This is a genomic window from Nonomuraea angiospora, from assembly GCF_014873145.1.
GTDB classification, from domain to species: Bacteria; Actinomycetota; Actinomycetes; order Streptosporangiales; family Streptosporangiaceae; genus Nonomuraea; species Nonomuraea angiospora.
Genome location: NZ_JADBEK010000001.1, coordinates 1,349,852 through 1,372,760, shown reverse-complemented (window position 1 = coordinate 1,372,760; position 22,909 = coordinate 1,349,852). Strand labels below are relative to the sequence as shown.

The 22,909-nt window shown below is 73.0% G+C and carries 17 protein-coding genes; 9 read left to right on the top strand and 8 right to left on the bottom strand.

Annotation, left to right across the window (positions count from 1 at the left end; genetic code table 11):
• Positions 1-18 precede the first annotated feature (18 nt).
• On the top strand, positions 19-1,839 hold the full coding sequence (locus H4W80_RS06265; RefSeq protein ID WP_318786720.1) for a glycoside hydrolase family 2 protein: 1,821 nt from the start codon (positions 19-21) through the stop codon (positions 1,837-1,839).
• Entirely contained in the window at positions 1,836-5,855 is a 4,020-nt protein-coding gene (locus tag H4W80_RS06260) for a glycoside hydrolase family 2 TIM barrel-domain containing protein (RefSeq protein ID WP_192784194.1), read from the top strand. Before H4W80_RS06265 ends, H4W80_RS06260 begins: the two co-directional genes overlap by 4 nt.
• Positions 5,856-5,890: 35 nt before the next feature.
• Here H4W80_RS06260 and H4W80_RS06255 read toward each other — a convergent pair whose 3' ends face one another.
• Entirely contained in the window at positions 5,891-7,018 is a 1,128-nt protein-coding gene (locus H4W80_RS06255; protein ID WP_192784193.1) for an SWIM zinc finger family protein, read from the bottom strand.
• Positions 7,015-9,744, bottom strand: coding sequence for a DEAD/DEAH box helicase (locus tag H4W80_RS06250; protein WP_318786719.1), 2,730 nt, complete (start codon positions 9,742-9,744; stop codon positions 7,015-7,017). Before H4W80_RS06250 ends, H4W80_RS06255 begins: the two co-directional genes overlap by 4 nt.
• Before the next feature lie 102 nt (positions 9,745-9,846).
• Here H4W80_RS06250 and H4W80_RS06245 point away from each other — a divergent pair, with 102 nt between their 5' ends.
• From H4W80_RS06245 to H4W80_RS06230, 4 genes are read left to right on the top strand one after another with little or no spacing between them, the layout of a single operon-like run.
• Positions 9,847-10,464: a DedA family protein gene (locus tag H4W80_RS06245; protein ID WP_192784192.1), complete on the top strand. Its 618-nt coding sequence runs from the start codon at positions 9,847-9,849 to the stop codon at positions 10,462-10,464.
• Positions 10,448-11,533, top strand: a complete 1,086-nt coding sequence (locus H4W80_RS06240; RefSeq protein WP_192784191.1) for a sensor histidine kinase — start codon at positions 10,448-10,450, stop codon at positions 11,531-11,533. The genes H4W80_RS06245 and H4W80_RS06240 overlap by 17 nt, the downstream gene beginning before the upstream one ends.
• On the top strand, positions 11,524-12,168 hold the full coding sequence (locus H4W80_RS06235; RefSeq protein WP_192784190.1) for a response regulator: 645 nt from the start codon (positions 11,524-11,526) through the stop codon (positions 12,166-12,168). Before H4W80_RS06240 ends, H4W80_RS06235 begins: the two co-directional genes overlap by 10 nt.
• Positions 12,169-12,218: 50 nt before the next feature.
• On the top strand, positions 12,219-12,413 hold the full coding sequence (locus H4W80_RS06230; protein WP_192784189.1) for a hypothetical protein: 195 nt from the start codon (positions 12,219-12,221) through the stop codon (positions 12,411-12,413).
• A 180-nt stretch (positions 12,414-12,593) separates the two neighbouring features.
• Here H4W80_RS06230 and H4W80_RS06225 read toward each other — a convergent pair whose 3' ends face one another.
• A complete protein-coding gene (locus tag H4W80_RS06225; protein WP_192784188.1) occupies positions 12,594-13,625 on the bottom strand; it encodes a hypothetical protein in 1,032 nt (343 codons plus the stop codon).
• 66 nt (positions 13,626-13,691) lie between these two features.
• Here H4W80_RS06225 and H4W80_RS06220 point away from each other — a divergent pair, with 66 nt between their 5' ends.
• Together H4W80_RS06220 and H4W80_RS06215 are read left to right on the top strand one after the other, a co-directional pair.
• Positions 13,692-14,357 (top strand): response regulator transcription factor, encoded by a 666-nt coding sequence (locus H4W80_RS06220; protein WP_192784187.1) that lies wholly within the window; start codon positions 13,692-13,694, stop codon positions 14,355-14,357.
• The gene (locus H4W80_RS06215) at positions 14,354-15,385 is read left to right on the top strand and encodes a sensor histidine kinase (protein ID WP_192784186.1); all 1,032 of its coding nucleotides are present in this window, start codon (positions 14,354-14,356) and stop codon (positions 15,383-15,385) included. The genes H4W80_RS06220 and H4W80_RS06215 overlap by 4 nt, the downstream gene beginning before the upstream one ends.
• A gap of 543 nt (positions 15,386-15,928) precedes the next feature.
• On the opposite strand, the gene H4W80_RS06210 is transcribed toward H4W80_RS06215, so the two are convergent.
• Positions 15,929-16,498 carry a TetR/AcrR family transcriptional regulator gene (locus H4W80_RS06210; RefSeq protein WP_192784185.1) on the bottom strand — a complete coding sequence of 190 codons (570 nt, stop codon included), beginning with the start codon at positions 16,496-16,498 and terminating at the stop codon, positions 15,929-15,931.
• A 59-nt stretch (positions 16,499-16,557) separates the two neighbouring features.
• Between H4W80_RS06210 and H4W80_RS06205 the strand changes: the two genes are divergently transcribed.
• A complete protein-coding gene (locus H4W80_RS06205) occupies positions 16,558-17,337 on the top strand; it encodes an NAD(P)-binding domain-containing protein (RefSeq protein ID WP_318786718.1) in 780 nt (259 codons plus the stop codon).
• A 6-nt stretch (positions 17,338-17,343) separates the two neighbouring features.
• On the opposite strand, the gene H4W80_RS06200 is transcribed toward H4W80_RS06205, so the two are convergent.
• From H4W80_RS06200 to H4W80_RS06185, 4 genes are read right to left on the bottom strand one after another with little or no spacing between them, the layout of a single operon-like run.
• Complete coding sequence (locus tag H4W80_RS06200; RefSeq protein ID WP_192784184.1) at positions 17,344-19,455, bottom strand: ABC transporter ATP-binding protein; 2,112 nt, start codon at positions 19,453-19,455, stop codon at positions 17,344-17,346.
• Positions 19,452-20,333, bottom strand: coding sequence for an ABC transporter permease (locus tag H4W80_RS06195; protein WP_192784183.1), 882 nt, complete (start codon positions 20,331-20,333; stop codon positions 19,452-19,454). The genes H4W80_RS06200 and H4W80_RS06195 overlap by 4 nt, the downstream gene beginning before the upstream one ends.
• Before the next feature lie 4 nt (positions 20,334-20,337).
• Complete coding sequence (locus H4W80_RS06190; protein WP_192784182.1) at positions 20,338-21,285, bottom strand: ABC transporter permease; 948 nt, start codon at positions 21,283-21,285, stop codon at positions 20,338-20,340.
• Positions 21,286-21,297: 12 nt separating this feature from the next.
• Entirely contained in the window at positions 21,298-22,881 is a 1,584-nt protein-coding gene (locus H4W80_RS06185; RefSeq protein WP_192784181.1) for an ABC transporter substrate-binding protein, read from the bottom strand.
• Between the last annotated feature and the right edge of the window lie 28 nt (positions 22,882-22,909).

Sequence of the window (22,909 nt, the reverse complement as noted above, 5' to 3'; positions counted from 1 at the left end):
CCATCGAAAGTGAGCATCGTGCCTGACAACTCCATGATCCCCCGTCCCGAGTATCCGCGGCCGCAGTTCGTCCGCGACGAATGGCAGTGCCTGAACGGGACGTGGCAGTTCGAGCGGGACGCCGGCGACTCCGGGCTGGAGCGCGGGCTGCTCGACCGGGAGCTGAGCGGCGAGATCGTCGTGCCGTTCTGCCCGGAGGCGCCGCTGTCCGGCATCGGCGACCCGGACTTCCACGAGGCCGTCTGGTACCGCCGTACCGTGCGGGTGCCGCGGGGCTGGGCCGGGCGGCGGGTGCTGCTGCACTTCCAGGCGGTGGACCACGACGCCACCGTGTGGGTGGACGGCGTGGAGGCCGGGCGGCACCGGGGCGGGTTCACGCCGTTCAGTTGCGACCTGGCCGGTTCGGCCGATCCGGGGCACACGTACACGGTGGTCGTGCGGGCCCGCGACCCGCGGAGTGGTCCGCAGGCGCGGGGCAAGCAGGCGACCACGTACGAGGGGCACGGCGCGCGCTACGGGCGCACCACCGGCATCTGGCAGACGGTGTGGTGCGAGCCCGTGCCCTCCCAGCACCTCGGCCGGCCGCGGATCACGCCCAACGTCGCCGCGTCCGCGTTCCGGATCACCGTGCCGGTCTCGGCCGCCCGCGCCGGGCACCAGGTGCAGGTGACCGTGTCGGACCAGGACGGCGAGGTCGCGCGGGCGCGGGCGCGCGCCGACCTCGACCTCGCCCCCGAGGTGTGGCTGCCGCTGCCGCAGGACCGCGTCCGGCTCTGGTCCCCCGAGGACCCCCACCTGTACGACGTCCGCATCGACCTGCTCGACGTCGACGGCACCGTGATCGACACCGCCGCCAGCTACGCCGGGCTGCGCTCGGTCTCCATCGACGGCCATGCCGTGCTGCTCAACGGCGAGGTGCGCTTCCAGCGGCTCGTGCTCGACCAGGGCTACTACCCCGGCGGCCTGATGACCGCGCCCTCGGACGAGGCCCTGCGCCACGACATCGAGCTGGCCGTGGCCGCCGGTTTCAACGGCGCCCGGCTGCACCAGAAGGTGTTCGAGGAGCGGTACCTGTACCACGCGGACCGGATGGGATTCCTGGTGTGGGGCGAGTTCGGGGACTGGGGCGCCAACACCGGCGGCGGCCCGTCGTGGGACAACCAGCGGCCGACCGCCTCCTTCGTGACGCAGTGGCTGGAGGCGGTCGAACGCGACTACTCCCACCCGTCCATCGTCGGCTGGTGCCCGCTCAACGAGACCTTCCAGAAGCTGCACGACCGGATCACCGTGCTCGACGACGTCACGTGGGGCATGTACCTGGCCACGAAGGCGGCCGACCCGACCCGGCCGCTGATCGACGCGTCCGGGTACGCCCACCGGGTGCCGGGCGCCGACGTGTACGACTCGCACTGCTACGAGCAGGATCCCGAGGTGTTCGGCAAGCTGATGTCGGGCCTGGCCGACGGGACGCCGTACGTCAACGCCGGCCCCGACGGGACCGCGTGGTCGGTGCCGTACCAGGGGCAGCCGTACTTCTGCAGCGAGTTCGGCGGCATCTGGTGGAACCCGGACGCGCCTCCCGAGGAGCAGTCCTGGGGTTACGGCGAGCGGCCCGCCAGTGAGGAGGAGCTCCAGCGGCGCTTCGCCGGGCTGGTCGGCGTGCTGCTCGACGATCCCCGCATGTTCGGCTACTGCTACACGCAGCTCACCGACGTCTATCAGGAGCAGAACGGGATCTACCGTTTCGACCGGTCGAGCAAGCTGGACGTCGCGCGGATCCGCGCGGCGCAACTGCGCCCGGCGGCGATCGAGCGGGCCGGATCGGAGAACGGGCGATGACGTTACGACGCACCTTCGCCGTCGCGGTGCTCACCGCGGGGACGCTGCTGGCGGCGACGGCGCCCGCCCTCGCGGTGCCGCCGCCGCCCGCGACCCCCGCGGAGGGGCGCACGATCGAGGTCAGCGGCCGGGTGGTGGACGCCCGCAGCGGCGCGCCGATCGAGGGGGCCAGTGTGCACGCCTCGCGGAGCGACGTGTTCGCCACGACCGCCGAGAACGGCACGTTCGTGCTGTCCGGCGTGCCGGAGAGCAGCGCGCTCGTGGTGGCCGGCAAGGAGGGGTACGCGTTCGCGTCCACGACCGCGGCCGGTTCGGTCACCCTCGAACTGGCCAGGGACACCGACCCGGCGCGGCAGGAGTACCCGCGCCCGGACGCCGACCGGCGCCCGTTCACCGGCGACACGTGGCTGTCGCTGAACGGGACCTGGTCGTTCGACTTCGATCCCGGGAACGCCGGGGAGCGCGAACGCTGGTACGCCCCTGGGCACGTGTTCGGCAAGGCGATCCGGGTGCCGTTCGCGTACCAGTCGCTGGCCGCGTGGGGTGAGGAGGAGCTGGCGACCAAGGAGATCTTCCGCAGCGCCTTCGCCGGTTACCGGGGGACGGTCTGGTACCAGCGGTCGTTCACCGTGCCCAGGGACTTCCCCGAGCAGCAGGTACGGCTGCGCGTCGGGGCCGCCGACTGGGGCGCGGCGGTCTGGCTCGATGGTGAGCCGGTGCTGCCGTACACCGGGGACGGGTTCACCGAGATCAGCGCCGGGCTGGGCGCGCTGGCTCCCGGTTCGACGCACACGGTGACGATCCGGGTGGTCGCGCCGCCGACGACGCCCGAGTCGCCGTACCCGATGGGCAAGCAGACGGGCGAGCCCAACGGGGCGGACACCGGCTGGTTCAGCGACGTCGGCGGGATCTGGCAGCCGGTGTGGATCGAGCCCTACGCGGGCGCGCGGCTCACCGACACGCGGGTGACACCCGAGCTGACCTTCGAAGGGGACGCGCGCACGCCATCCGTGGCGGCCGCGCGGATCGACGTCGCGGCCGACGGCGGGCAGCGCGCCACCGTGCAGGTCAGGAGCCCCGATGGCAAGGTGGTCGGCAGCGCGGACGTACCGCTCGAGGACGGGCGCGGGACGGCGCGGATCCCGATCGCGCGGCCGCGCCTGTGGGAGCCGGACGATCCGGCCCTGTACACCGCCGACTTCCGTCTCGGCCATGACGACGGCGTCCGGACGACGTTCGGTCTGCGGACGATCGAGCGGAAATGGGCGCCCGGCCACCAGAACGAGTACCAGTACGTGTACCTCAACAACCGGCCGGTCTACCTGAGGGGCGTGCTCGACCAGGGCTACAACCCGTGGGGCCTGTACACCTACACCGGGGTCACCGCCGGGCCCGACCTGCGCACCGGGACCGAGAACGAGCCGGGCCGCGGCTCGATCCTGCTCGACCTGAAGAACGCCAAGAAGCTCGGCTTCAACGTGATCAGGAACCACCTCAAGGTCAACGAGCCCGCCTACTACCACTGGGCGGACCGGCTCGGCTTGATGATCTGGTACGACATGCCCAACGCGGGCTGGCACTCCCTGGGCGCGGAGGCGGAGCGGCTGTTCGAGGGGCTGCTGCGCGCCACGCTCAAGCGGGACCACAACCATCCGTCGATCGTGATCTGGACGATCTTCAACGAGGCGTGGGGGCTCGGCAAGGAGCCGTGGCAGCAGCCGATCCCGGCGGAGGCGTTCCCGTACGTCCGCAGGATGGTCGGGGTCGCCCGCGACGCCGACCCGTCGCGGCTGATCGTGGACAACTCCGCCTGCTGCCAGAACGGCCACCTCGACACCGACCTCAACGACTTCCACTACTACCTGGCCGGCTACGACGAGTGGAAGAAACTGCTGGACGGGTTCGACGCCCAGGTCAAGCCGGGTTCCACCTGGAACTTCAACGACGGCGCCCAGAGCGGGCAGCCGTGGCTGAACTCCGAGTTCGCCATCAGGTCCGGGCAGGTGCCGCACACGTTCGGCCTGTTCCGTGCCTATCCCAAGCTCAACGGGTACGTCGGCGTCCAGCTCGCCGAGACCGAGCAGGAGGTGCAGAGCCCGGTCACGTTCGACCGGCAGCCGAACCTGCCGGAGTTCATGGACCATCACGGCAGGCCGCGCGGCATAGACCTGTTCCAGGGGGACGACGCGATCTCGCTGATGGGTACGGCGGCGCGGACCGTCGAACGCGGCGGCGCGATCGAGGTGCCGGTCAAGGTCAGCCACTTCGGTGACACCGACCTGTCCCGGGCCACGCTCCGGTGGAGGATCGGCGGCTACGACGACGAAGGCCGGTGGGTCGCCGACGCGGGCGGCGGCGGTTCGCGGCCGTTCGCCCCGGAACGCTACACCGTGACCGACGCCGGCACCGTGTCGGTCACCGCGCCGGCCAAGCTGCGCAACGGTTACGTGTGGATCTGGCTCGACACCGGCGGCCGGACCGTCGCCGAGAACTACCTGAGCTTCGACACCCCCGCCCCCGACGGCGGTTTCTCCCCCGGCGCGGTGACCGCGCAGGAATGGACCGGCGGAGCCCAGGCCAGGACCACCGGCGGGTCCGACTGGGTCACCGGTTACGGCCGCGGCCACTTCGAGTACGAGGTCCAGTTGCCCGAGGAGGTCCGCACGGGCCGGGCGCGCGGAGCCACCCTGATCGCGGAGCTCGCGGCCGCCCAGCCCCGCGGCTGGTACGACCCCAACAACGTGACCACCGCGCGCCGCTACCCCACCCGCCTCACCGTGTCGGTCAACGGCACCGCGCTGCCGGCGATCGAGCTGCCCGACGATCCCCACGGTCCGACGGCGCTGGCCGGTCGATCACGGGGCTCCCTCGTGGCCGACTTCGGCAACCGCTACGGCTACCGAATCGCCGTCCCGATCACCGCACGCCAACTCGGCGACGAGGACACCGTCACGCTGCGCTTCGCCTCCGACGGCGGCGGGCTGTCCGTCTTCGGCGTCCGCTCGGGCCGCCACGGCGCACCGCCCACGCTGGTCAGCGGCCGGGTCTCCGTGCCCGAGGAGCGTCCCCGCTTCCGGGCGGTCGACTCCCGGCTCTCGGTGTACCAGGCGCCGGCCGCGATCTCCACCGCGACCGGCGCCGGAACGGCGATCGTCTCGGTCGTCAACGACACCGCCAAGACGGCGCGGAACGTCCGCGTACGGCTGTCGGCCCCTAAGGGCTGGACCGCGACCGCCGCCGAGCCGGACGTGATCAGCTCACTGAAGCCCGGCGAGGCCCGTCACGTCGCGTTCACCGTACGGGCGGAATCGACCGTGCTGACCGGCCAGACCGCGGACTTCACCGCCACCGCGAGCTGGGACGGGCACGCGATCCAGGCGATCAGCAGAACGACGGTGACCTTCGCCCCCGAGGCCTACCCCGAGGTCGGCGTGGACGACACCTTCGACACCGATTCCAGCGCCGCCTACACGGTCCGCAAGCCGTCGGCGACCGAGGCGTCGCCGCAGCTGACCTTCGGCACGGGAACGCTGCAGGCGCAGGGAGCGGGCGCCTACTACGGCCTGGTCTCCCACGGCTCCGGGCCGAAGAGCTCCCGGGCTGTCGTGATCGTCGACCATGACCGGTGGGCCGGCACCGGGAAGGGGCAGGACGCCCTGTTCAACGGCCTGGTCAAGGACGAGCGCAACTACGTCATGGCGTGGACCGGGATCAAGGGCCAGCACGGCATCGACATCAGGATCGACGGCAGGCTCACCACCGCCTCCGGCGCCACGGGGGTGCTGGAGCCCGGCGACCGCTGGGCGTTCGTCCTCGACGGCAACTCGATCAGCACCTGGGTCGACCGCGGGGGTGGCTGGGGCTGGTCCCAGATCATGACGGGCACCACCCAGGGCCGCATCGACTTCACCAGGCCCGGCGCGCTGGACGGCTGGCACTACGCCGTGGGCCTGCGCGGCAACGCCGGCCGCCAGGCGATCGGCCGCCTCGAAGGCCGCAGCGACCCCGGCTGGTAAAGGGGCCGTCGCCTGCCGCCGCCGCGCCCGACGGCTCACCCGCTGACCAGCGCCGCCGGGTCGCGCTCCGGCGGGCCGGAGGGCCACCACTCCCCCTCGACCCGGGTGAAGGGGTACCAGCGGCCGTCGCGGCCGTAGCGCAGTTGCAGGGGGCCGAGGGTCCAGCGGTTGCGCCAGGACTCCAGCGGCGGCGGCTGCTCGCCCTCCCAACCGGCCTCCAGCAGGGCCTGCGACCTGGCCAGGTCCTGGCGGGGCGGCGTCCAGGCGTGCTCCAGCACCTCCAGGCCGTGCGCGCCGCCGTACCGCCAGGCCCGCACTGCCGCCTCCAGCCCGAGGTCCAGGTCGTGCTCGGCGGCCAGGCGGACGCGGTCCTGGTGTTCGGACAGCTCCGGCAGCCGCCCGTGGAGCAGCGCCTCGCGCGCCCGCCAGGCGGCCGAGGCGATGAGCACCGTCAGGGCGGCCACGTCCACGCCCGGCGCCGGGTCCAGCACGGGCGGGGCGAAGGCGACCTCGACCGGCGGGGGCTCGGGCAGCGCGGGCACGCCCGCCGCGAACGCCTCCGCCGCCGGCACCCCCATGGCCGCGGCCGGCGCCGGGTCCGGCGCGGGCGGGGCCGCGCGCCCCTGCAGCGCCTCCAGCAGCTCCCGCTCGCCGCGCCCGCGCATCAGCAGCAGCACGAACGGGTCCGCGTCCAGCAGCCACGACGCCTGGTAGCACAGGGCGGCCGCGTGCTTGCACGGATGCCCCCAGTCCGGGCAGGAGCACTCCGGCTCCAGGTCCCCGACGGCCGGCAGCAGCGGCACGGCGGCGTCCTCGGCGGCCGCCACCAGGTCGTGCGGCATGTCGCGGTCGAGCAGGGCCGCGATGTGGCCGCTCTTGGCGGCCACCTGGTCGAGGAAACGTTCCCAGGCGGCCTCGGTGAGCTGCTCGACGCGTACGACGGTGTCGTACTCGCTCTCGGTCACGGCGGCGATGCGGCCGGGGCTGACGGTGATGGGGCCGACCTGGCCGGTCTTGGCGTAGGCGCGGCCCTTGCGCAGCAGCCCCTGGTCCAGCGAGGTGTCCTCCATGGCCTTGACCCAGGCCCGCCCCCACCAGGAGGTGGCGAAACGGGCTCCGGCGCGTTGCGGGGGGAAGGCGGCGAAGCCGCGGGCGGCGGTCATCTGAGCTCCACGAGTGCGGCGAGTTCGGCGTCGGTCAGCTCGGTCAGGGCGGCTTCGCCGGAGGTCAGCACGGCCTCGGCCAGCGCGCGTTTGGCGCCGAGCATCTCGGCGATGCGGTCCTCGATCGTGCCCTCGGCGATCAGCCGGTGCACCTGGACGGGCCGGGTCTGGCCGATGCGGTAGGCACGGTCGGTGGCCTGGTCCTCGACGGCGGGGTTCCACCAGCGGTCGTAGTGGATGACGTGGTCGGCGCGGGTGAGGTTCAGGCCGGTGCCGGCGGCCTTGAGCGACAGCAGGAACACCGGCGCGCGGCCGTCCTGGAAGCGCTCGACCATCTCCTCGCGGCGGGCGACCGGGGTGCCGCCGTGCAGCAGCTGGCTGGCCACGCCCCTGGCGGTCAGGTGCCGCTCCAGCAGGCGGGCCATGGCGACGTACTGGGTGAAGACCAGCACCGCGCCGTCCTCGGCCACGATGGTGTCGACCAGCTCGTCCAGCAGCTCCAGCTTGCCCGAGCGGCCGGCCAGGCGCGGCGCGGCCTCGTGCAGGTAGTGGGCGGGGTGGTTGCAGATCTGCTTGAGGCCCGTCAGCAGCTTGACGATCAGGCCGCGCCTGGCCATGCCGCCGGCCTCGGCGATCTGGGCCATGCTCTCGCGGACGACGGCCTCGTACAGGCCGGCCTGCTCGGTGGTGAGCGCGACCGGTCGGTCGGTCTCGGTCTTGGGCGGCAGCTCCGGCGCGATGCCGGGATCGCTCTTACGGCGCCGCAGCAGGAACGGGCCCACCAGCCGCGACAGGCGTTCGGCCGTCTCGTTGTCGCCGGACTCGACCGGTTTGGCCCACCGCGCCCTGAACCTGCCCAGCGGGCCCAGCAGCCCCGGCGTGGTCCAGTCGAGGATGGCCCACAGCTCCGACAGGTTGTTCTCCACGGGGGTGCCGGTCAGCGCGACGCGCGCCGCGGCCGGGATCTCGCGCAGGGCCTTGGCGGTCCCGGAGGCGGGGTTCTTGACGTGCTGGGCCTCGTCGGCCACCACCAGCCCCCACGGGTGCGCGCCCAGGCGGGCCACGTCCAGGCGCATGGTGCCGTACGTGGTCAGCACGAACCCCTCATCGGGCAGCGTGCGCTGCGCCCCGTGGAAGCGGCGCACCGGCACGCCCGGCGCGAACTTGGTGATCTCCCGCTCCCAGTTGCCCAGCAGCGAGGCCGGGCAGACCACGAGCGTGGGCCCGGCGGCGTCGCCGGCGCGGTGCAGGTGCAGGGCGATCAGCGTGATCGTCTTGCCCAGGCCCATGTCGTCGGCCAGGCAGCCGCCCAGCCCGAGCGAGGTCATCCGGGCCAGCCAGCGCAGCCCGGCCAGCTGGTAGTCGCGCAGGGTCGCCGCCAGCCCTTCCGGAGGGCCGGCGTCGGCGGGTTCGGCCAGGCGTTCGCGCAGCTCGCTCAGCCAGGCGGTGGGCTCCACGGCGACCTGCTCGCCCTCGACCTCGACCGAGCCGGTCAGGGCCGCGCCCAGCGCCTCGATGCCGGTCAGGGGCTTGAGGTCGCGCTGGCGGGCCTTGCGGGCCAGGTCGGGGTCGATGAGGACCCACTGGTCGCGCAGCCGCACCACCGGGCGGTGGGCCTCGGCGAGCCGGTCCATCTCGGCCGCGCTCAGGCGCTCGCCGCCGAGCGCGAGCTGCCAGTTGAAGCTGGTCAGGTGCTGCCCGCCGAGGAACGACGGCAGGTCGGACGGCCTGGCGTCGCGCTCGCCGATGACGGCCCGCGCGCTCAGGCCGCGCACCAGGGCCTTGGGCCAGTGCACCTCGACGCCGGCGGCGGCCAGGCGTTCGGCGGCGCCGGCGAGCAGTTGCTCGACGTCGCCGTCGGTGAGCGCGAGCTCGTCGGGGACGGCGCTGTCGAGCAGGCGTTCCAGGCGCGGCCAGGTGCGGGCGGCCCGGCGCACGGCCATCGTGGCCTCGATCCTGGCGCGCGGCCCGAACCCCGCGTCGCGGCCCTGCCACAGGTCGGCCGCGTCGACGACGAGGGAGGGGTCGGCCAGGCTGTGCAGCTGCACGATCGCGCGGAATTCGGCGGCGGCCAGGTCCTCGGCCTCCAGGCGCAGCGACAGCCGTACGCCCGAGTCGAGGCCGGCCGCGACCTCCTCGGCCCAGGGGCGCAGGTGCGGCACCTTGACGGGCTTGGCGGCGGCGAAGGCGGTGGCGCCGGTGGCCCGTACGGCGCCGGGCGAGCGCGGCATGGCGTCGGCGACGGCGTCGAGGAACGCGCGCACGAGCGGCTCCGCCTCCGGCAGCCACGGATCCCCTTGCTGCCCGGGTCGCAGGGGGACGGCGCGGGCCGCGGCGGGCATGGCGGCGGCCAGCTCGCGTACGCGCTGGATGTCGGCGGCGTCGAGCGGGCCCGCGCGCCACGAGTCGTGCTCCCCCGCCGACACCCCCGGCAGGATGCGGCCCCGGGTGACCAGCTGGAGCGCCACCAGGGCGGCCGCTCCCCAGAAGCGCGTCGCCGGGTGGGCCCGCGGGTCCATGCGTGCCCGGGCCAGCCCCGCCACGGCCTCTCCCACCGGGACGAGGGTGGCCGCGAGCTCGCGCGTGCGGACCGCGCCGTCGTGCTCCTCGGCCACCGTCACCGCGGACGGCCCGCCCGGGTCGAGGAAGGTGATATATCCGGACCTGGGTGGGTCGCCGGGTTGGAAGACTGCCGCGTGCTGGGCCAGATCCGTGGAGAAGCTCACGGCCGTACAGTGTACGGTACGTAGGGGTGGGGTTTACCGCACCCCGCGATCAGAAGTCCGCCTCATACCCCGGCATATCCGATCATGCCTAGGCTTGTCCCTATGACTGATTGGCTGGTTGGACTGATGGAGACTCTCGGCGCGCCCGGGGCCGGGCTCGCGATCGCGCTGGAGAACCTCTTCCCTCCCCTGCCCAGCGAGGTGATCCTGCCGCTGGCCGGCTTCACCGCGTCCAGAGGCGAGATGGACCTGCTGGACGTGCTGGTGTGCACGACACTCGGCTCCGTGATCGGGGCCCTGGCGCTGTACTGGGTGGGGGCGCTGCTGGGCCGCGAGCGCACGCTGGCCATCGCCGCCAAGCTTCCGCTGGTCAAGACGTCCGACATCGAGAAGACCGAGGCGTGGTTCCTCAAGCACGGCCGCAAGACGGTGTTCTTCGGGCGGATGATCCCCCTCTTCCGCAGCCTCATCTCCGTGCCGGCGGGCGTCGAGCGGATGCCGCTGGTGCCGTTCACGCTCCTGACGGCCACCGGCAGCCTGATCTGGAACACCATCTTCGTGATGGCAGGCTACCTGCTGGGCGAGAACTGGTCGCTGGTGGAGGCGTACGTCGGCATCGGCTCCAAGGTGGTGCTCGGGCTGGTGGTCCTGGCGATCGTGGTGTTCGTCGCCGTACGGCTGACCGAGCGGCGCAAGGGCAGGCATGCGAGTCGCCGCTGAGGGGCTGCGACTGCTGGGCGCGGTGACGCTGGGCGCAGTCACCGCGCTGGCCGAGCTGGTCTTCCTGCTGCTTGCGCTGCCGCTGCTGGGCAATCCGAACGTCACCGCCGCGGCCCGCCGGCTGGCCCGCCTCGAGGCACGCCGCCTGCGCCTGGACCCCGACGCCCTCCAGGACGGCAGGCCCGTGCCCTACCTGGCCGCCCGCGTCCCGGTGGGGGTGCTGGGCGGGCTGGTGATCACGTTGCTCGTGTACGGGGCCCGCGCCTACGTCCTCCTCCTCACCGCCTGGGCGCGCGGCGAGCGGTTCGACGGGATGGCGCCCTCGCTCCCGCTGGTCACCTACCTCGTGGTCGGCGGGACCGTCCTGCTGTTCCTGGCCCTGTCGGGCTTGGTGGGCGTGCACGCGCTGGAACGGCGGCTGGCGGTGCGCATGCTCGCCCCCGACCCGACCCAGGCCCTCGAACGCAGGATCGCCGAACTGGCCGAGAGCCGCGCCGGCATCGTGGCCGCCGTGGACTCCGAACGCCGCCGGATCGAGCGCGACCTGCACGACGGGCTGCAGCAGCGGCTGGTGGCGCTGTCGATGCTGGTCGGACGGGCCAGGCGGGGCCGGCCGGAGCTGCTGGAGCAGGCGCACCAGGAGGCGCAGCAGGCGCTGGCCGAGCTGCGCGAGGTGGCCTGGCGGGTCTATCCCAGCGGCCTGGACGCCCTGGGCCTGGGCGAGGCGCTGGCAGGGGTGGCCGAACGGTCGAGCGTTCCGGTCAAGGTAGCCTGCGACCTGCGGCGTCGGCCGCCCAGGGCGGTGGAGACGGCGGCGTACTTCGTGGTGTGCGAGGCCGTCACCAACGCCGCCAAGCACGCCGGCGCCACGCTCATCACGGTCGAGGTGCACGAGGAGGACGCCGCGGTGCTCGTACGGGTGCGAGACGACGGCGCGGGCGGCGCGCAGGCGGCGGGCGGCGGCCTGTCGGGGCTGGCCAGGCGGGTGGCGGCGCTGGACGGCGGCTTCGAGGTGAGCAGCCCGACCGGCGGGCCGACCACGATCACGGCGGTGCTGCCGTGCGGGTGATCCTGGCCGAGGACTCCACGCTGCTGCGCGAGGGCCTCGTGCGGCTGCTGCTGGAGGAGGGCCACGAGGTGCCGGCCGCGGTCAGCGACGGCGACGCGCTGGTCACCGCGGTGGCCGAGCACCGGCCGGACATCGTGGTCGTGGACGTCCGCATGCCGCCGACCCACACCGACGAGGGCCTGCGGGCGGCGCTGGAGATCCGGCGGCGCTGGCCTGCCGTGAAGGTGCTGGTGCTGTCGCAGTACGTGGAGAAGCGCTACGCCACCGAGCTGATGAGCGCCGACGTCGAGGGCGTCGGCTACCTGCTCAAGGACCGGGTGGCGCAGGTCGGCGACTTCCTGGACGCGCTGGAGCGGGTGGGCGCGGGCGGGGCGGCCTTCGACCCGGAGGTGGTGCGCCAGCTGCTGGCCCGTACGACGCAGGTGGACCCCCTGGCCCGGCTGACGGCGCGGGAGCGCGAGGTGCTGGAACGGATGGCGCAGGGCCTGACCAACGCCTCCATCGCCCAGGCCCTGCACGTGTCGCAGAGCGCGGTGGAGAAGCACGTGAACTCGCTGTTCGACAAGCTGAGGCTGTCGCACACGACCGGCTACAGCCGCCGCGTGCTGGCCGTGCTGCACTTCCTGGAGTCCTGACCCGCTGTCGGGCTGCCGAACCAACGGCCGGCGGCCCGCTCGAACGCTTCATGGCAGACGAACCCACGTTCCCGCTCGGCCGCCCCATCTCCTTCACCTGGGCGCCCCGAGGCCGGCCACCGCGCAACTACGTGGTGCGAGAACCGGTGGAAGCGTGGACGCAGCCCCGCCTCCCGCGCCGCCAGCGCCGCGGGGATGTCGCCGCCGTGGCGCTCCAAGTCGGCACCACCAGCAGCGCCACCTGAGGGCCTTCGGCCAGCTCGCGGGCCACGTCGTCGGTGCGGGATCGCCGGCGTGCACGGCTTCAGGTAGAGCGCCTCCTTGGAGTCTACGGTCGTTGTCCAGGAGCAGGCCGGTGATGCGCGCCCTCTCCTCGGCGCTGAATGCGGATGGCATGTGTCTATAAAGACGGATTCGTTTCAACCTTAACCGCAGTGACCGGGCGAGCCCGTGGACCAGCCGATCGGCTGCGGCTGCCGGTACTGCTCCAGGTCCAGGTGGTTGCCGTTGATGGCGTTGCGCCGCTGCAGTTCCGCCCAGTACACCGGGTCGAGGAAGATCGCCGGGTTCCACAGCGACCGCGTCAGTTCCGCCCGTTGGCCGAGGTACAGAACCGCGTCGGCGGCCTTGCCCAGCGGCGTCCCGCACAGCGGCGGCGCGTCCATGAACTGCCCGGCGTCGACCGAAGCCAGCCAGGTGCCCGCGCACGGGATCACCGTGCGCCGGGGCTGTCCCGCCAGGCGGGGATGGGTGCCGGAGACGATGACGTGGACGCGGCGGCCGGTGTGCTCCTCGATCAGCGAGACCGCGTGGTCCGCGCTGGCGTGCAGGACGTGCCCGCTGCCGTAGCAGATCAGCGCCCGGCGTCCCTTGGAGAGCACCTCCCGCTCGACCAGGGCGGCGACGTGCGCGTCGCGCTGCTCGAGGAACGTGTCCACCTGCGCCTGAGTGCTGATCTTCGACCAGTCGATCGGCGGGTCCCCGAGCAGCACGCGGATCCGCCGTTGCGGGGGCAGCGTCCAGTTGACGGCGCGGACCGTGCGGAAGAACTGCTCCCTGATCGGCTGGTCGCCGGTGCCCGCGGGCGACTGCGTGGTGTCGCGCCACACCTGCCGCAGCACCGCATCGTCGACCGCCCCGCCGGCGACGAACCGGTCGACGACCGGCTGGTAGCGCGCGTTGCCGAACTCGACGACGACGTCGTCGACCACCTCCGGCAGCCGCGGGTCGGCGAGCAGGAGCTGCAGCGCGTCGCCGTGCTCCTGCTGGCCGTGCGCCTCGCCGAGCGCCACGAGCCGGTGGCGGTCGAAGCCCGCGAGCACCGCGCGGGCGAAGTCCGTGGCCCTGGCCGGCACGCTGCTCTCCCCCGCCCGCCCGGCGGGCAGCAACCCGCCGAGCGCCGCGCCGGCCCCTGTCACGGCCAGCAGCCTGCGCCGTGTCCATCGTGGATCTGTCATGGCCCCGGTTGTACGGCAGGCCGGGTGTCACCCCGGTGACACCGGATCCCTGGCATCGTGAACGGCATGCGCGTTCTGGTGGTCGAGGACTTCGAAGTGCTGGCCCGGTCGATCGGCACCGGGTTACGGCGCGAGGGCATGGCGGTCGACGTGGTGCTGGACGGCGACGACGCGCTGGCCCACCTGGCCGAGGTCCGCTACGACGTGGTGGTGCTCGACCGCGACCTGCCCGGCACCCACGGCGACGACGTGTGCCGGGAAATCGCCGCGGGCGGGTCCGGGTCGCGGGTGCTGATGCTCACCGCGGCGAGCACGGTGCGGGACCGGGTCGAGGGGTTGGGGCTGGGGGCAGACGACTACCTGCCCAAGCCGTTCGACTTCGCCGAGCTGGTCGCGCGGGTGCACGCGCTCGGGCGTCGCTCGGCGCCTGCCGTACCGCCGGTGCTGCGGGTGGGGGAGCTCACACTGGACCCGGGGCGGCGTACGGCCGCGCGCGGGGGACAGCCGCTGGAACTGACGGCGAAGGAGTTCGCGCTGCTGCGCTGCCTGCTCGCCGCGGGCGGCCGGGTCGTCTCGGCGGAGGAACTGCTCGAGCGGGTCTGGGACGAGCAGGCGGACCCGTTCACCACGGCCGTCAAGACGACGGTGCGCCGGTTGCGGATCAAGCTCGGCGACCCACCGGTGATCGAGACCGTCCGCGAGGGCGGCTACCGGATCGGGCTCCCGCAATGACCCGGCCCTCCCTGCGGGTCCAGCTCACGGCGCTGTACGCGGGGCTGGTGCTGGCCGTGGCGGTTCCGATGCTGCTGCTGGCCGGGTTCCTGTTCGGCAGGGACCAGCACCGGCTGCGGGCGGGCGACGCCGTACCGCCGCCCGACACGACCGCCCAGCAGGTCGACGCCGCGCTCGCTGGCACCGCCGCGGTCGTGGTGGTCCTCTCCGTGGTGGCCGCGTGGTGGCTGGCCGGGCGCTTCCTGCGCCCGCTGCGCGCCATGACCGTGACCGCCGCGGAGATCTCGGCAACGAACCTGAACCGGCGGCTCGGCCTGCGGGGTCCCGACGACGAGCTGACCCGGCTGGCCCGCACGCTCGACGACCTGTTCGCGCGGCTCGACGCGGCCTTCGCGGCGCAGCGCTGCTTCGTGGCCAACGCCTCGCACGAGCTGCGGACCCCGTTGGCCGGGCAGCGGGCCGTCCTGCAGGTCGCCCTCGCCGATCCCGGCGCGACCGCCGCCGGCCTGCGGGCCGCGTGCGAGGAGGTCCTCGACCTCGGCGTACGGCAGGAGCGGCTGATCGACGCCCTCCTCAGCCTCGCCGAGGGGCAGCGCGGTCTCGACCGGCGGGAGGTGGTCGACCTGGCCGGGCTCACCCGGCAGGTCCTGCTCGACCGCCCGACGGACCTCGCCGTCCACGCGGCGCTGGATCCCGCGCCGGTGAGCGGTGACCCGGACCTCCTCGCCAGCATGATCGGCAACCTGGTCGACAACGCCCTGCGTCACAACGTTCCCGGCGGGAGCGTCACGCTGGCCACCGGTCCGGCCGGACTGGCGATCAGCAACACCGGCCCGGCCGTGCCGGTGGAGGACCTGGATCGCCTGTTCCAGCCGTTCCAGCGGCTCGGCGCCGCGCGCACGCACTCCGCCGGCGGCCACGGCCTGGGCCTGGCGATCGTGCGAGCCGTCGCCGAAACGCACGGCGCCGACCTGTCGGCCGCCCCGCGCCCCTGCGGCGGGCTGACCGTGACCATCCGCTTCCCCTGACCGATGCGGCTGCGCGGCGCGCGACCGCGCCACGCCGAAGCCGTACCTGGCGCCCGCGGGCCAGCCCTCCGCGCTGATCGGCACGGTCGAGCGCCTCATCGCGGCCAGCGGTGCCCGCCGCCAGAACCGGTTCAGGTCCTCCGGCGTCGACACCAGGCCGCCGCTCGGCCCGAACTCGTACGTCGGCAGGATCGCGGTCAGGTCCACGACCCCAGCCTGCGGATCGAACGGGTTCACCCCGTAGGTGCGCGCGTGCGGCCGGCCTCTGGATGATCCCGGTCACCGCGGACCACGCCGGGATGCTCGGCGATGTACTCCAGCGCCTGGGTCCAGATACCTGGCACAGAACCTGCCCGATCACGAACGGGTGCAGCGCCAGCGCCATGACCCGCCCGCTCCCCGCCGAGTCCGCGTAGAGCTGGTCGAACTGGTCCTTCACCAGCTGCAGGGGCAGCGGACCCCCGGCCTGACCCTCGACGCACGGGCCCGCCCGATCGTCAGCGCCAGGGCGGGGCGTGATGCGTCGTCACGCCCGAGCGGTGGTCAGGCCGGGTCGTCGGCGAAGTGCGACAGGACCATCTCGGTCAGCGCGGCGACGTCGGCGTCCACCATCGGCTCGCCGGTCATGCCCATCCGGTGGAGCAGGGTTCCGACGACGACGTCGATGAAGAACAGGACCCGGTCGTCCGGCTCGCCGAGCGCGTCCTTCAGCGCGAGCCGGTAGGGGTCCTGCAACCGCGTGGACAGGATCTCGCGCAGGGCCGGGTCGCTGACCGCGTCGCTGAACACGCCGGCGAACGCGTCGCCGACCCCGGGCTCGCTGATCTTCGCCGCGATCCAGTGGATGGCCGCGGACATGAGCTCGGCCCGCCCGGTGCCCTCCAGCGGCACCGGGCCGAACACGTCCAGGAGGCAGTCCACGATCAGCGCGCCCTTGGACGGCCAGCGGCGGTAGATCGTCGTCTTGGCGACCCCGGCCGCGGCGGCGATGCGGTCGACGGTGGCACGCGCGTAGCCGAGCTCCTGGACCGTGCTCAGCGTCGCGGCGAAGACCACGTCGTTGACGCCGGCGCGCGGGCGGCCGGGTGGCCTGGCGGAGGTGGTCGGGGTCATGCCCACACGATAACCCATTGCGCTACTATCGGTATCGATACTCAGGGTAGCGCAATAGGGTGACGGAGGAAGACGCGGTGAAGCGCATCGGCATCATCGGAGTGGGCGAGATCGGCCGGGCCATCGTGGCGGGCCTGTGCGACGGAGCCGACCGGCCCCCCGAGGTGTTCCTGTCTCCCCGGGGAGCCGGCACGGTCGCGGAGCTGTCCGAGCGCTACGCGAGCGTGCGGGTGTGCGCCGGCAACCAGGAGGTGGTGGACCGCTCCGAGGTGGTGATCATCGCCGTGCGTCGCCACGACCGGCACGACGCACTCGCCGGCTTGCGGGTGGCCGGCGACAAGGTGGTGGTCAACGTGATGGCCGGGGTCGGCACCGACGACCTGCGCCGGACCCTCGCCACCGACGCCCCGCTGGTACGCGCCATCCCCCTGCCCACCGTGCGCGAACGCCGCTCCGTCACGGTGACGTACCCCTCGCACCCGGTGGCGGACTCCCTCTTCGAGCACCTGGGCGGGGTGCTCCCGGTCGCGGACGAGGCGGCCTTCAACGTCTTCTCCGCACTGACGGGGACGCTGACCACCCACTACTCCTATCTCGCCACACTCACGCGGTGGACCGCCGACCACGGCATCGACCCTGGCGACGCGGACCGCTACGTCCGCGGCCTCTTCCAGGGGGTCGGCCGTTCCCTGGGTGACGAGACCCGTTCGCTGCACCAGCTCGCGGCCGACCACGAGACCCCGAAGGGCAACAACGAACGGATCCGCACCACCTGGTTCACCCCGGCCAACGCCCAAGCCCTCGGCAAAGCCCTCGACGACCTCCTCGCCGATCTCTGACGTGCCTCACCGCTGCCCGGCGGCCGCCACCAGCTCCCCGGCGAAGTGGCAGGCGGCCAGTTGCCCGCCCGGCGTCCCGGCGAGCTGCGGCTCCTGCTCGGCGCAGATCGTCCGCTCGGGACGGGCCAGCGGGCCGATCGGGCAGCGCGTACGGAAACGGCAGCCCGACGGCGGGCTCTTCGGGCTGGGCAGGTCGCCGGCGAGCACGATGCGCTTGCGCCCGCGCACCGTGGTGTCGGGCACCGGCGAGGACGACATGAGCGCGACCGTGTACGGATGCCGCGGAGCCGCGTAGACCGCCTCGACCGGGCCGGTTTCGACGATCTTGCCGAGATACATGACGGCGACCCGGTCGGACAGGTGCCGCACGACCGACAGGTCATGGGCGATGAACAGGTACCCGAGGCCGAGCTCGTCGCGCAGCGACTCCAGCAGGTTGATGATCTGCGCCTGGATCGACACGTCCAGCGCCGACACCGGCTCGTCGCAGATCAGCACCTGCGGTTCGACGGCCAGCGCGCGGGCGATGCCGATGCGCTGGCGCTGCCCGCCGGAGAAGGCGTGCGGGTAGCGGTCCAGGTGCGACTCGTTCAGGCCGACCCGCCGGATGAGCGCGTCCGCCTCCGCCGCCCGCTCGGCGACCGGCACGCCACGCATGTCGAGCGCCTCGTCGAGCGACTGCCTGATCGTGCGGCGCGGGTTGAGCGAGGCGTACGGGTCCTGGAACACGTACTGGACCGTGGAGCGCAGCGCCCGCGCGCCGGCCGGGGAGAACGCGTCGACGCCGTCCGAGCCGACGCGGACCGTGCCCGCAGCCGGCCGGTTGATCCCGACGACCGTCCTGGCGAGGGTCGACTTGCCGCACCCGGACTCGCCGACCAGGCCCAGCGTCTCCCCGCCGGCGACCGTCAGGCTCACCCCGTCCACGGCGTACACCGGCTCCGGCCGGCCGAACAGGCTCCTGCGGCCGGAGGCTACGTCGACCCGGAGGTTCTCCACGCTCAGCAGCGGGGTTCGCGCCGGTTCGGCCCGCGCGGCCGGGTCGGCGGCGACGAGCGTGAGCGGCGGTATGGGCGCGCCCCCATGGGTCACCCAGCAGGCGGCGGCGTGCCCTGGCGTGGTCAGGGGCAGCAGCTCGGGAACGTCGGCGCGGCAGCGGTCCTCGGCCAGCCGGCAGCGCGGGTGGAAGGCGCACCCGGGCGGCAGCGCGGCGGGGTCCGGCGGTGCGCCGGGGATCGCCGGCAGCCGGTTGCCGCCCGCGGTGTCCATCCGCGGCATGGCCTTGAGCAGGTCGGCGGTGTAGGGGTGCTCCTGCCGCGCGAAGATCGTCTCGACCGGCCCCCGCTCCACGACCCGGCCGCCGTACATGACGACGACGTCGTCGCACATCTCGGCGACCACGCCCATGTCATGAGTGATCATGAGTACGGCGATGCCCAGCTCGTCGCGCAGCTGCCTGAGCAGGCGCAGGATCTGCGCCTGGATGGTGACATCCAGGGCGGTGGTCGGCTCGTCGGCGATCAGCAGCGACGGCGAGCTCGCCAGCGCGATGGCGATCACGGCGCGCTGGCGCATGCCTCCGGAGAACTGGTGCGGGTAGTCGTCGATCTTGCGTTCGGCGTCCGGGATCCCGACCTGCCGGAGCAGTTCGAGCGCCCGGGCGCGGGCCGCGCGCTTGCCCGTGCCGTGCGCGGTGAGGGCTTCGACGATCTGGGCGCCCACCGTCAGGACCGGGTTGAGCGCGGACTGCGGGTCCTGGAAGACCATCGCGATCTCGGCCCCGCGGATGCGGCGCACCTCCTCCTCGGACAGCCCGAGCAGGTCGCGTCCGCCGAAGCGGATCTCGCCCGCGGCGATCCGGCCGGGCTGGGGCACCATCCGCAGGATCGAGCGGGCGGTCACCGACTTGCCCGAGCCGGACTCGCCGACCACGCCGAGAATCTGGCCCGGTCGCAGGGTGAGATCGACGTCGTTGACGGCGTGGACGATCCCCGCGCCGGTCGCGAACTCGGTCCGCAGCCCGCGCACCTCGAGCAGGACGTCGTCGTGACGCGCCGGGGCCGCCGGCGCGACGCCGTGGGGGTGGCCGTGGGGGTGGCCATGGGGGTGGATGGTCATTTCCGCAGCACCGCCTTGTTGAGCGCGTTGGACAGCAGGGTGAACGCCAACGCCAGGAGCAGCAGCACCAGGCCGGGCCCGAGCACGTACGCGGGGTGCACCTCGATGTAGCGCGCGCCGACGTTGAGCATCGCGCCCAGCGAGGGGACGGGCGGCTTGATGCCGAGACCCACGATGCTCAGGCCGGACACGATGAAGATCGCGACCACCATGTAGACGGCGGCGCCGACGACGATCGGGTCCATGATGTTCGGCAGCACGTGCCGCACCAGCACGGTGCGCTTGCGCACGCCGAGCACCTTGGCGGCCAGCACGTACTCGCGCTCCTGCTCGACCTGGAGCCCGGCCCGCGACAGCCGCCCGAACCCCGGCAGGCCGCTGATCAGCACGGCCACGAACAGCGAGAGCCAGCCCGTGCCGAGCACGAGCACGACGCTCATGCCGAGCACCAGCCCCGGGAAGCCGAGGATGATGTCGAGCGCGCGCTGCATCGCGGCGCCGAGCAGGCGCGAGACCACGCCGGTGAGCCCCATGAGCGTCCCGATGACGGCGCTCACCGGCACCGCGGCCAGGATCAGGCTCAGATCCGTACGAAGGCCGTAGATCGTACGGGCGAGGATGTCACGGCCCAGCTCGTCGGTGCCCATCCAGTGCGCGGCCGAGGCGCCGGCCAGCGAGTCGCCGCTCTGGTCGTCGTAGCCGCCGGGGAACAGGACCGGCGCCAGGAGGGCGACCGCGACGAGGGCCAGCAGCAGCCCGGCGCCGAACGCGCCGCGCGGGGTGCGCAGCGCGGTGAGGTACTGCCTCAGCGCCCCGCCGCCGGGCCGGCGCCGCACGGCCTGTGCGGGTGCATCGGGTGCGGTGACAGTGGTGGTCATGGTTTCACGCTCCCAACCTGACGCGGGGGTCCAGGACCGCCATGGCGATCTCCGTGAGCAGCTGCACGACCACCGCGATCAGCACCGTGCCGACGATGATCACCTGTACGAGGTTGTAGTCCGCGCTGAGCACGCCCGACACCCCGAGCTGCCCGATCCCGTTCCGCGCGAAGATCATCTCGATGACGACGGCGCCGGCCAGCATGTCGCCGAACCGCATGCCGATCGTGACGGCGGCGGGCCCGAGACTGTTGCGGACGACGTGGCGCAGGGTGATCCACCGTCGCGGCACGCCCTTGGCCACGGCGAGGTCGACGTAGTCCTGCCGCCACGCGTTGTCCATCGAGGACTGGACGAGCATGGCGACGTGGCCGCCCATCGGCACCGCCATCGCCACCGCGGGCAGGATCAGGTACTGCAGGCCGATCACCGGGTCGTCCAGCACCGCCACTTCACCGCTGATCGGCAGCAGGCGGAACACCACCCCGAACAGGATGATCAGCAACAGGCCGAAGAGGAAGGGCGGCATCGCCAGGAGCACGGTGTTGCTCGCGTCCGCGGTGAACCGGGACAGCCGCGAACGCGCCGACCCGGCGAAGATCCCGAGCCCGAGCGAGACCGCGACCAGGAGGATCGTGGCCGCGACGGTCAGCTCGAACGTGCTCTCCACCCTGCTGCCGATCAGCTCGGCGACCGGGCGCTTGAACTGCAGCGACTGGCCCAGGTCGCCGGTGAGCAGCCCGCCCATCCAGTGGACGTACTGCTCGGCCAGCGGGCGGTCCAGCCCCATCTCGACGCGGATCGCGGCGACCTGCTCCGCCGTGGCCTCCGGCCCCGCCGCGATGGCGGCCGGATCACCGGGCGCCAGGCGGGGCAGGAGGAAGGCGATGGCGGTCGTGGCCACCAGGACGAGCAGGACCGACGGCAGGCGCCGGATCAGGAAATGGATCATGCTCGGCCTCGTTCACGGCGTGAGGTAGGCGGCGCGCATGGAGCGGCCGTAGCGGCTGACCAGGATGTCCCTCGCGGCGTCCGCGCGCACGACCGTGGCCGGCACGATGGCGATGGTCTGGAGGAAGGCGGCATCGAGCAGGTACTGCGAGAGGTCCTTCAGCCGCTGCGCCGTCTCGCTCTCGTCGGCGCTGTCGATCAGCGCCTGCGCGCGCTCGCGGTAACCGGCGTCGGCGTAGTTGGAGGTGTTCTTGGCCGGCCGCAGGTCCGGGTATCCGTACAGCGAGAGCGCCGGCGGCAGCTTGGCCACCGCGGTCCAGGTCAGGAACGCGGGCCCCAGCTTGCCGGCGATCCGGCGCGGCTCGAACTCCGCGGGGGGCAGTTCGAGCGCCGACGGCTTGAGCCCGACGTCCGCCAGGTTGCGCGAGACGATCTCGATCACGTTGCGCGGCACCGGCAGCGCGTGGACGGCGATCTCGACGCGGGCCCCGGCCGCCCCGGCGTCCTCGATCATCTTCTTCGCGCGGTCCGGCTGGTAGGAGTAGGTGGCGGCGAGCTCGGCGGGGTAGCCGGTCGCGTCGTCGCTCCACGGCAGGCTGGTCGTCGTGCCCACCCCGCCGAAGACCTGCTGGTTGATGCGCTGGCGATCGATCGCGTAGCCGATGGCCCGGCGCACCTCGGGCTTGTCGAAGGGCGCCTTGGTGACGTCGAAGCCCAGCGCGTACACGAGCCCGTGGTTGAGGTCGAGGTGGAACTTCTTGTCGTCGACGACCGTCTTGGCGTCCTGGATGTTGAGCCCGTTGGCCAGGTGCGCGCGGCCCGAGCGCAGCGCCGCCAGCTGGGCGGTGGAGTCGCCGATGACCGTGAGCTCGATGCCGTCGAGGTAGGGCAGCCCCTTCTCCCAGTACGCGTCGTTACGCGTCATCTTGATCTCCGTGCCGGCCTTGTAGCCGGACCAGAGGAACGGCCCCGTACCGATGACCTTCGACCCGTCCGCGAGCCCCTTGTAGCTCTCGCGGTCGATGATCGGCGTCGAGTCGAGGATGTCCAGCACCACTTCCTGCAGCGGCCGCGGCGAGGTGATCGTGACCTCGTGCTCGCCGGTGGCGCTCACCTTCCAGCCCTTCATCGCGCCGGTGAGCGTGGCCAGGCCGTCGCCCGCCATCTCGCGTTCGAGGGTGAACACGACGTCCTCGGCGGTGAAGGCGCGGCCGCCGTGGAACGTGACGCCCTCGCGCAGCGACAGCACCAGCGTCCGGTTGTCGTCGCGCAGCTCCCACTTCGTCGCCAGCAGGGGCTGCGGCTTGTTGTCCTGGTCGACCAGGACCAGGGTCTCCAGGACGTTGCGGTTCCAGAAGATGTTGCCGGGGCGGCCGGTGAAATAGGCCCCGGGGTCCGGCGGCGCGGCCACGGTGGCGACCAGGGTCCCGCCGCGGGCCGGGCCGCTCACCGCGCCGGCCGTCTTGCTCTCGTTGACGGCGGAACGGCATCCGGCCAGGCCGGCCGCACCGAGGACGGCCAGCCCGCTGAGGAGCGTCCGGCGCGACAGGGCCGAAGCACGGGGGATGGACTCGACGTGGCGATTACTGGGGTACATCGCTGCACCACCTCACTTACTTTCTCTC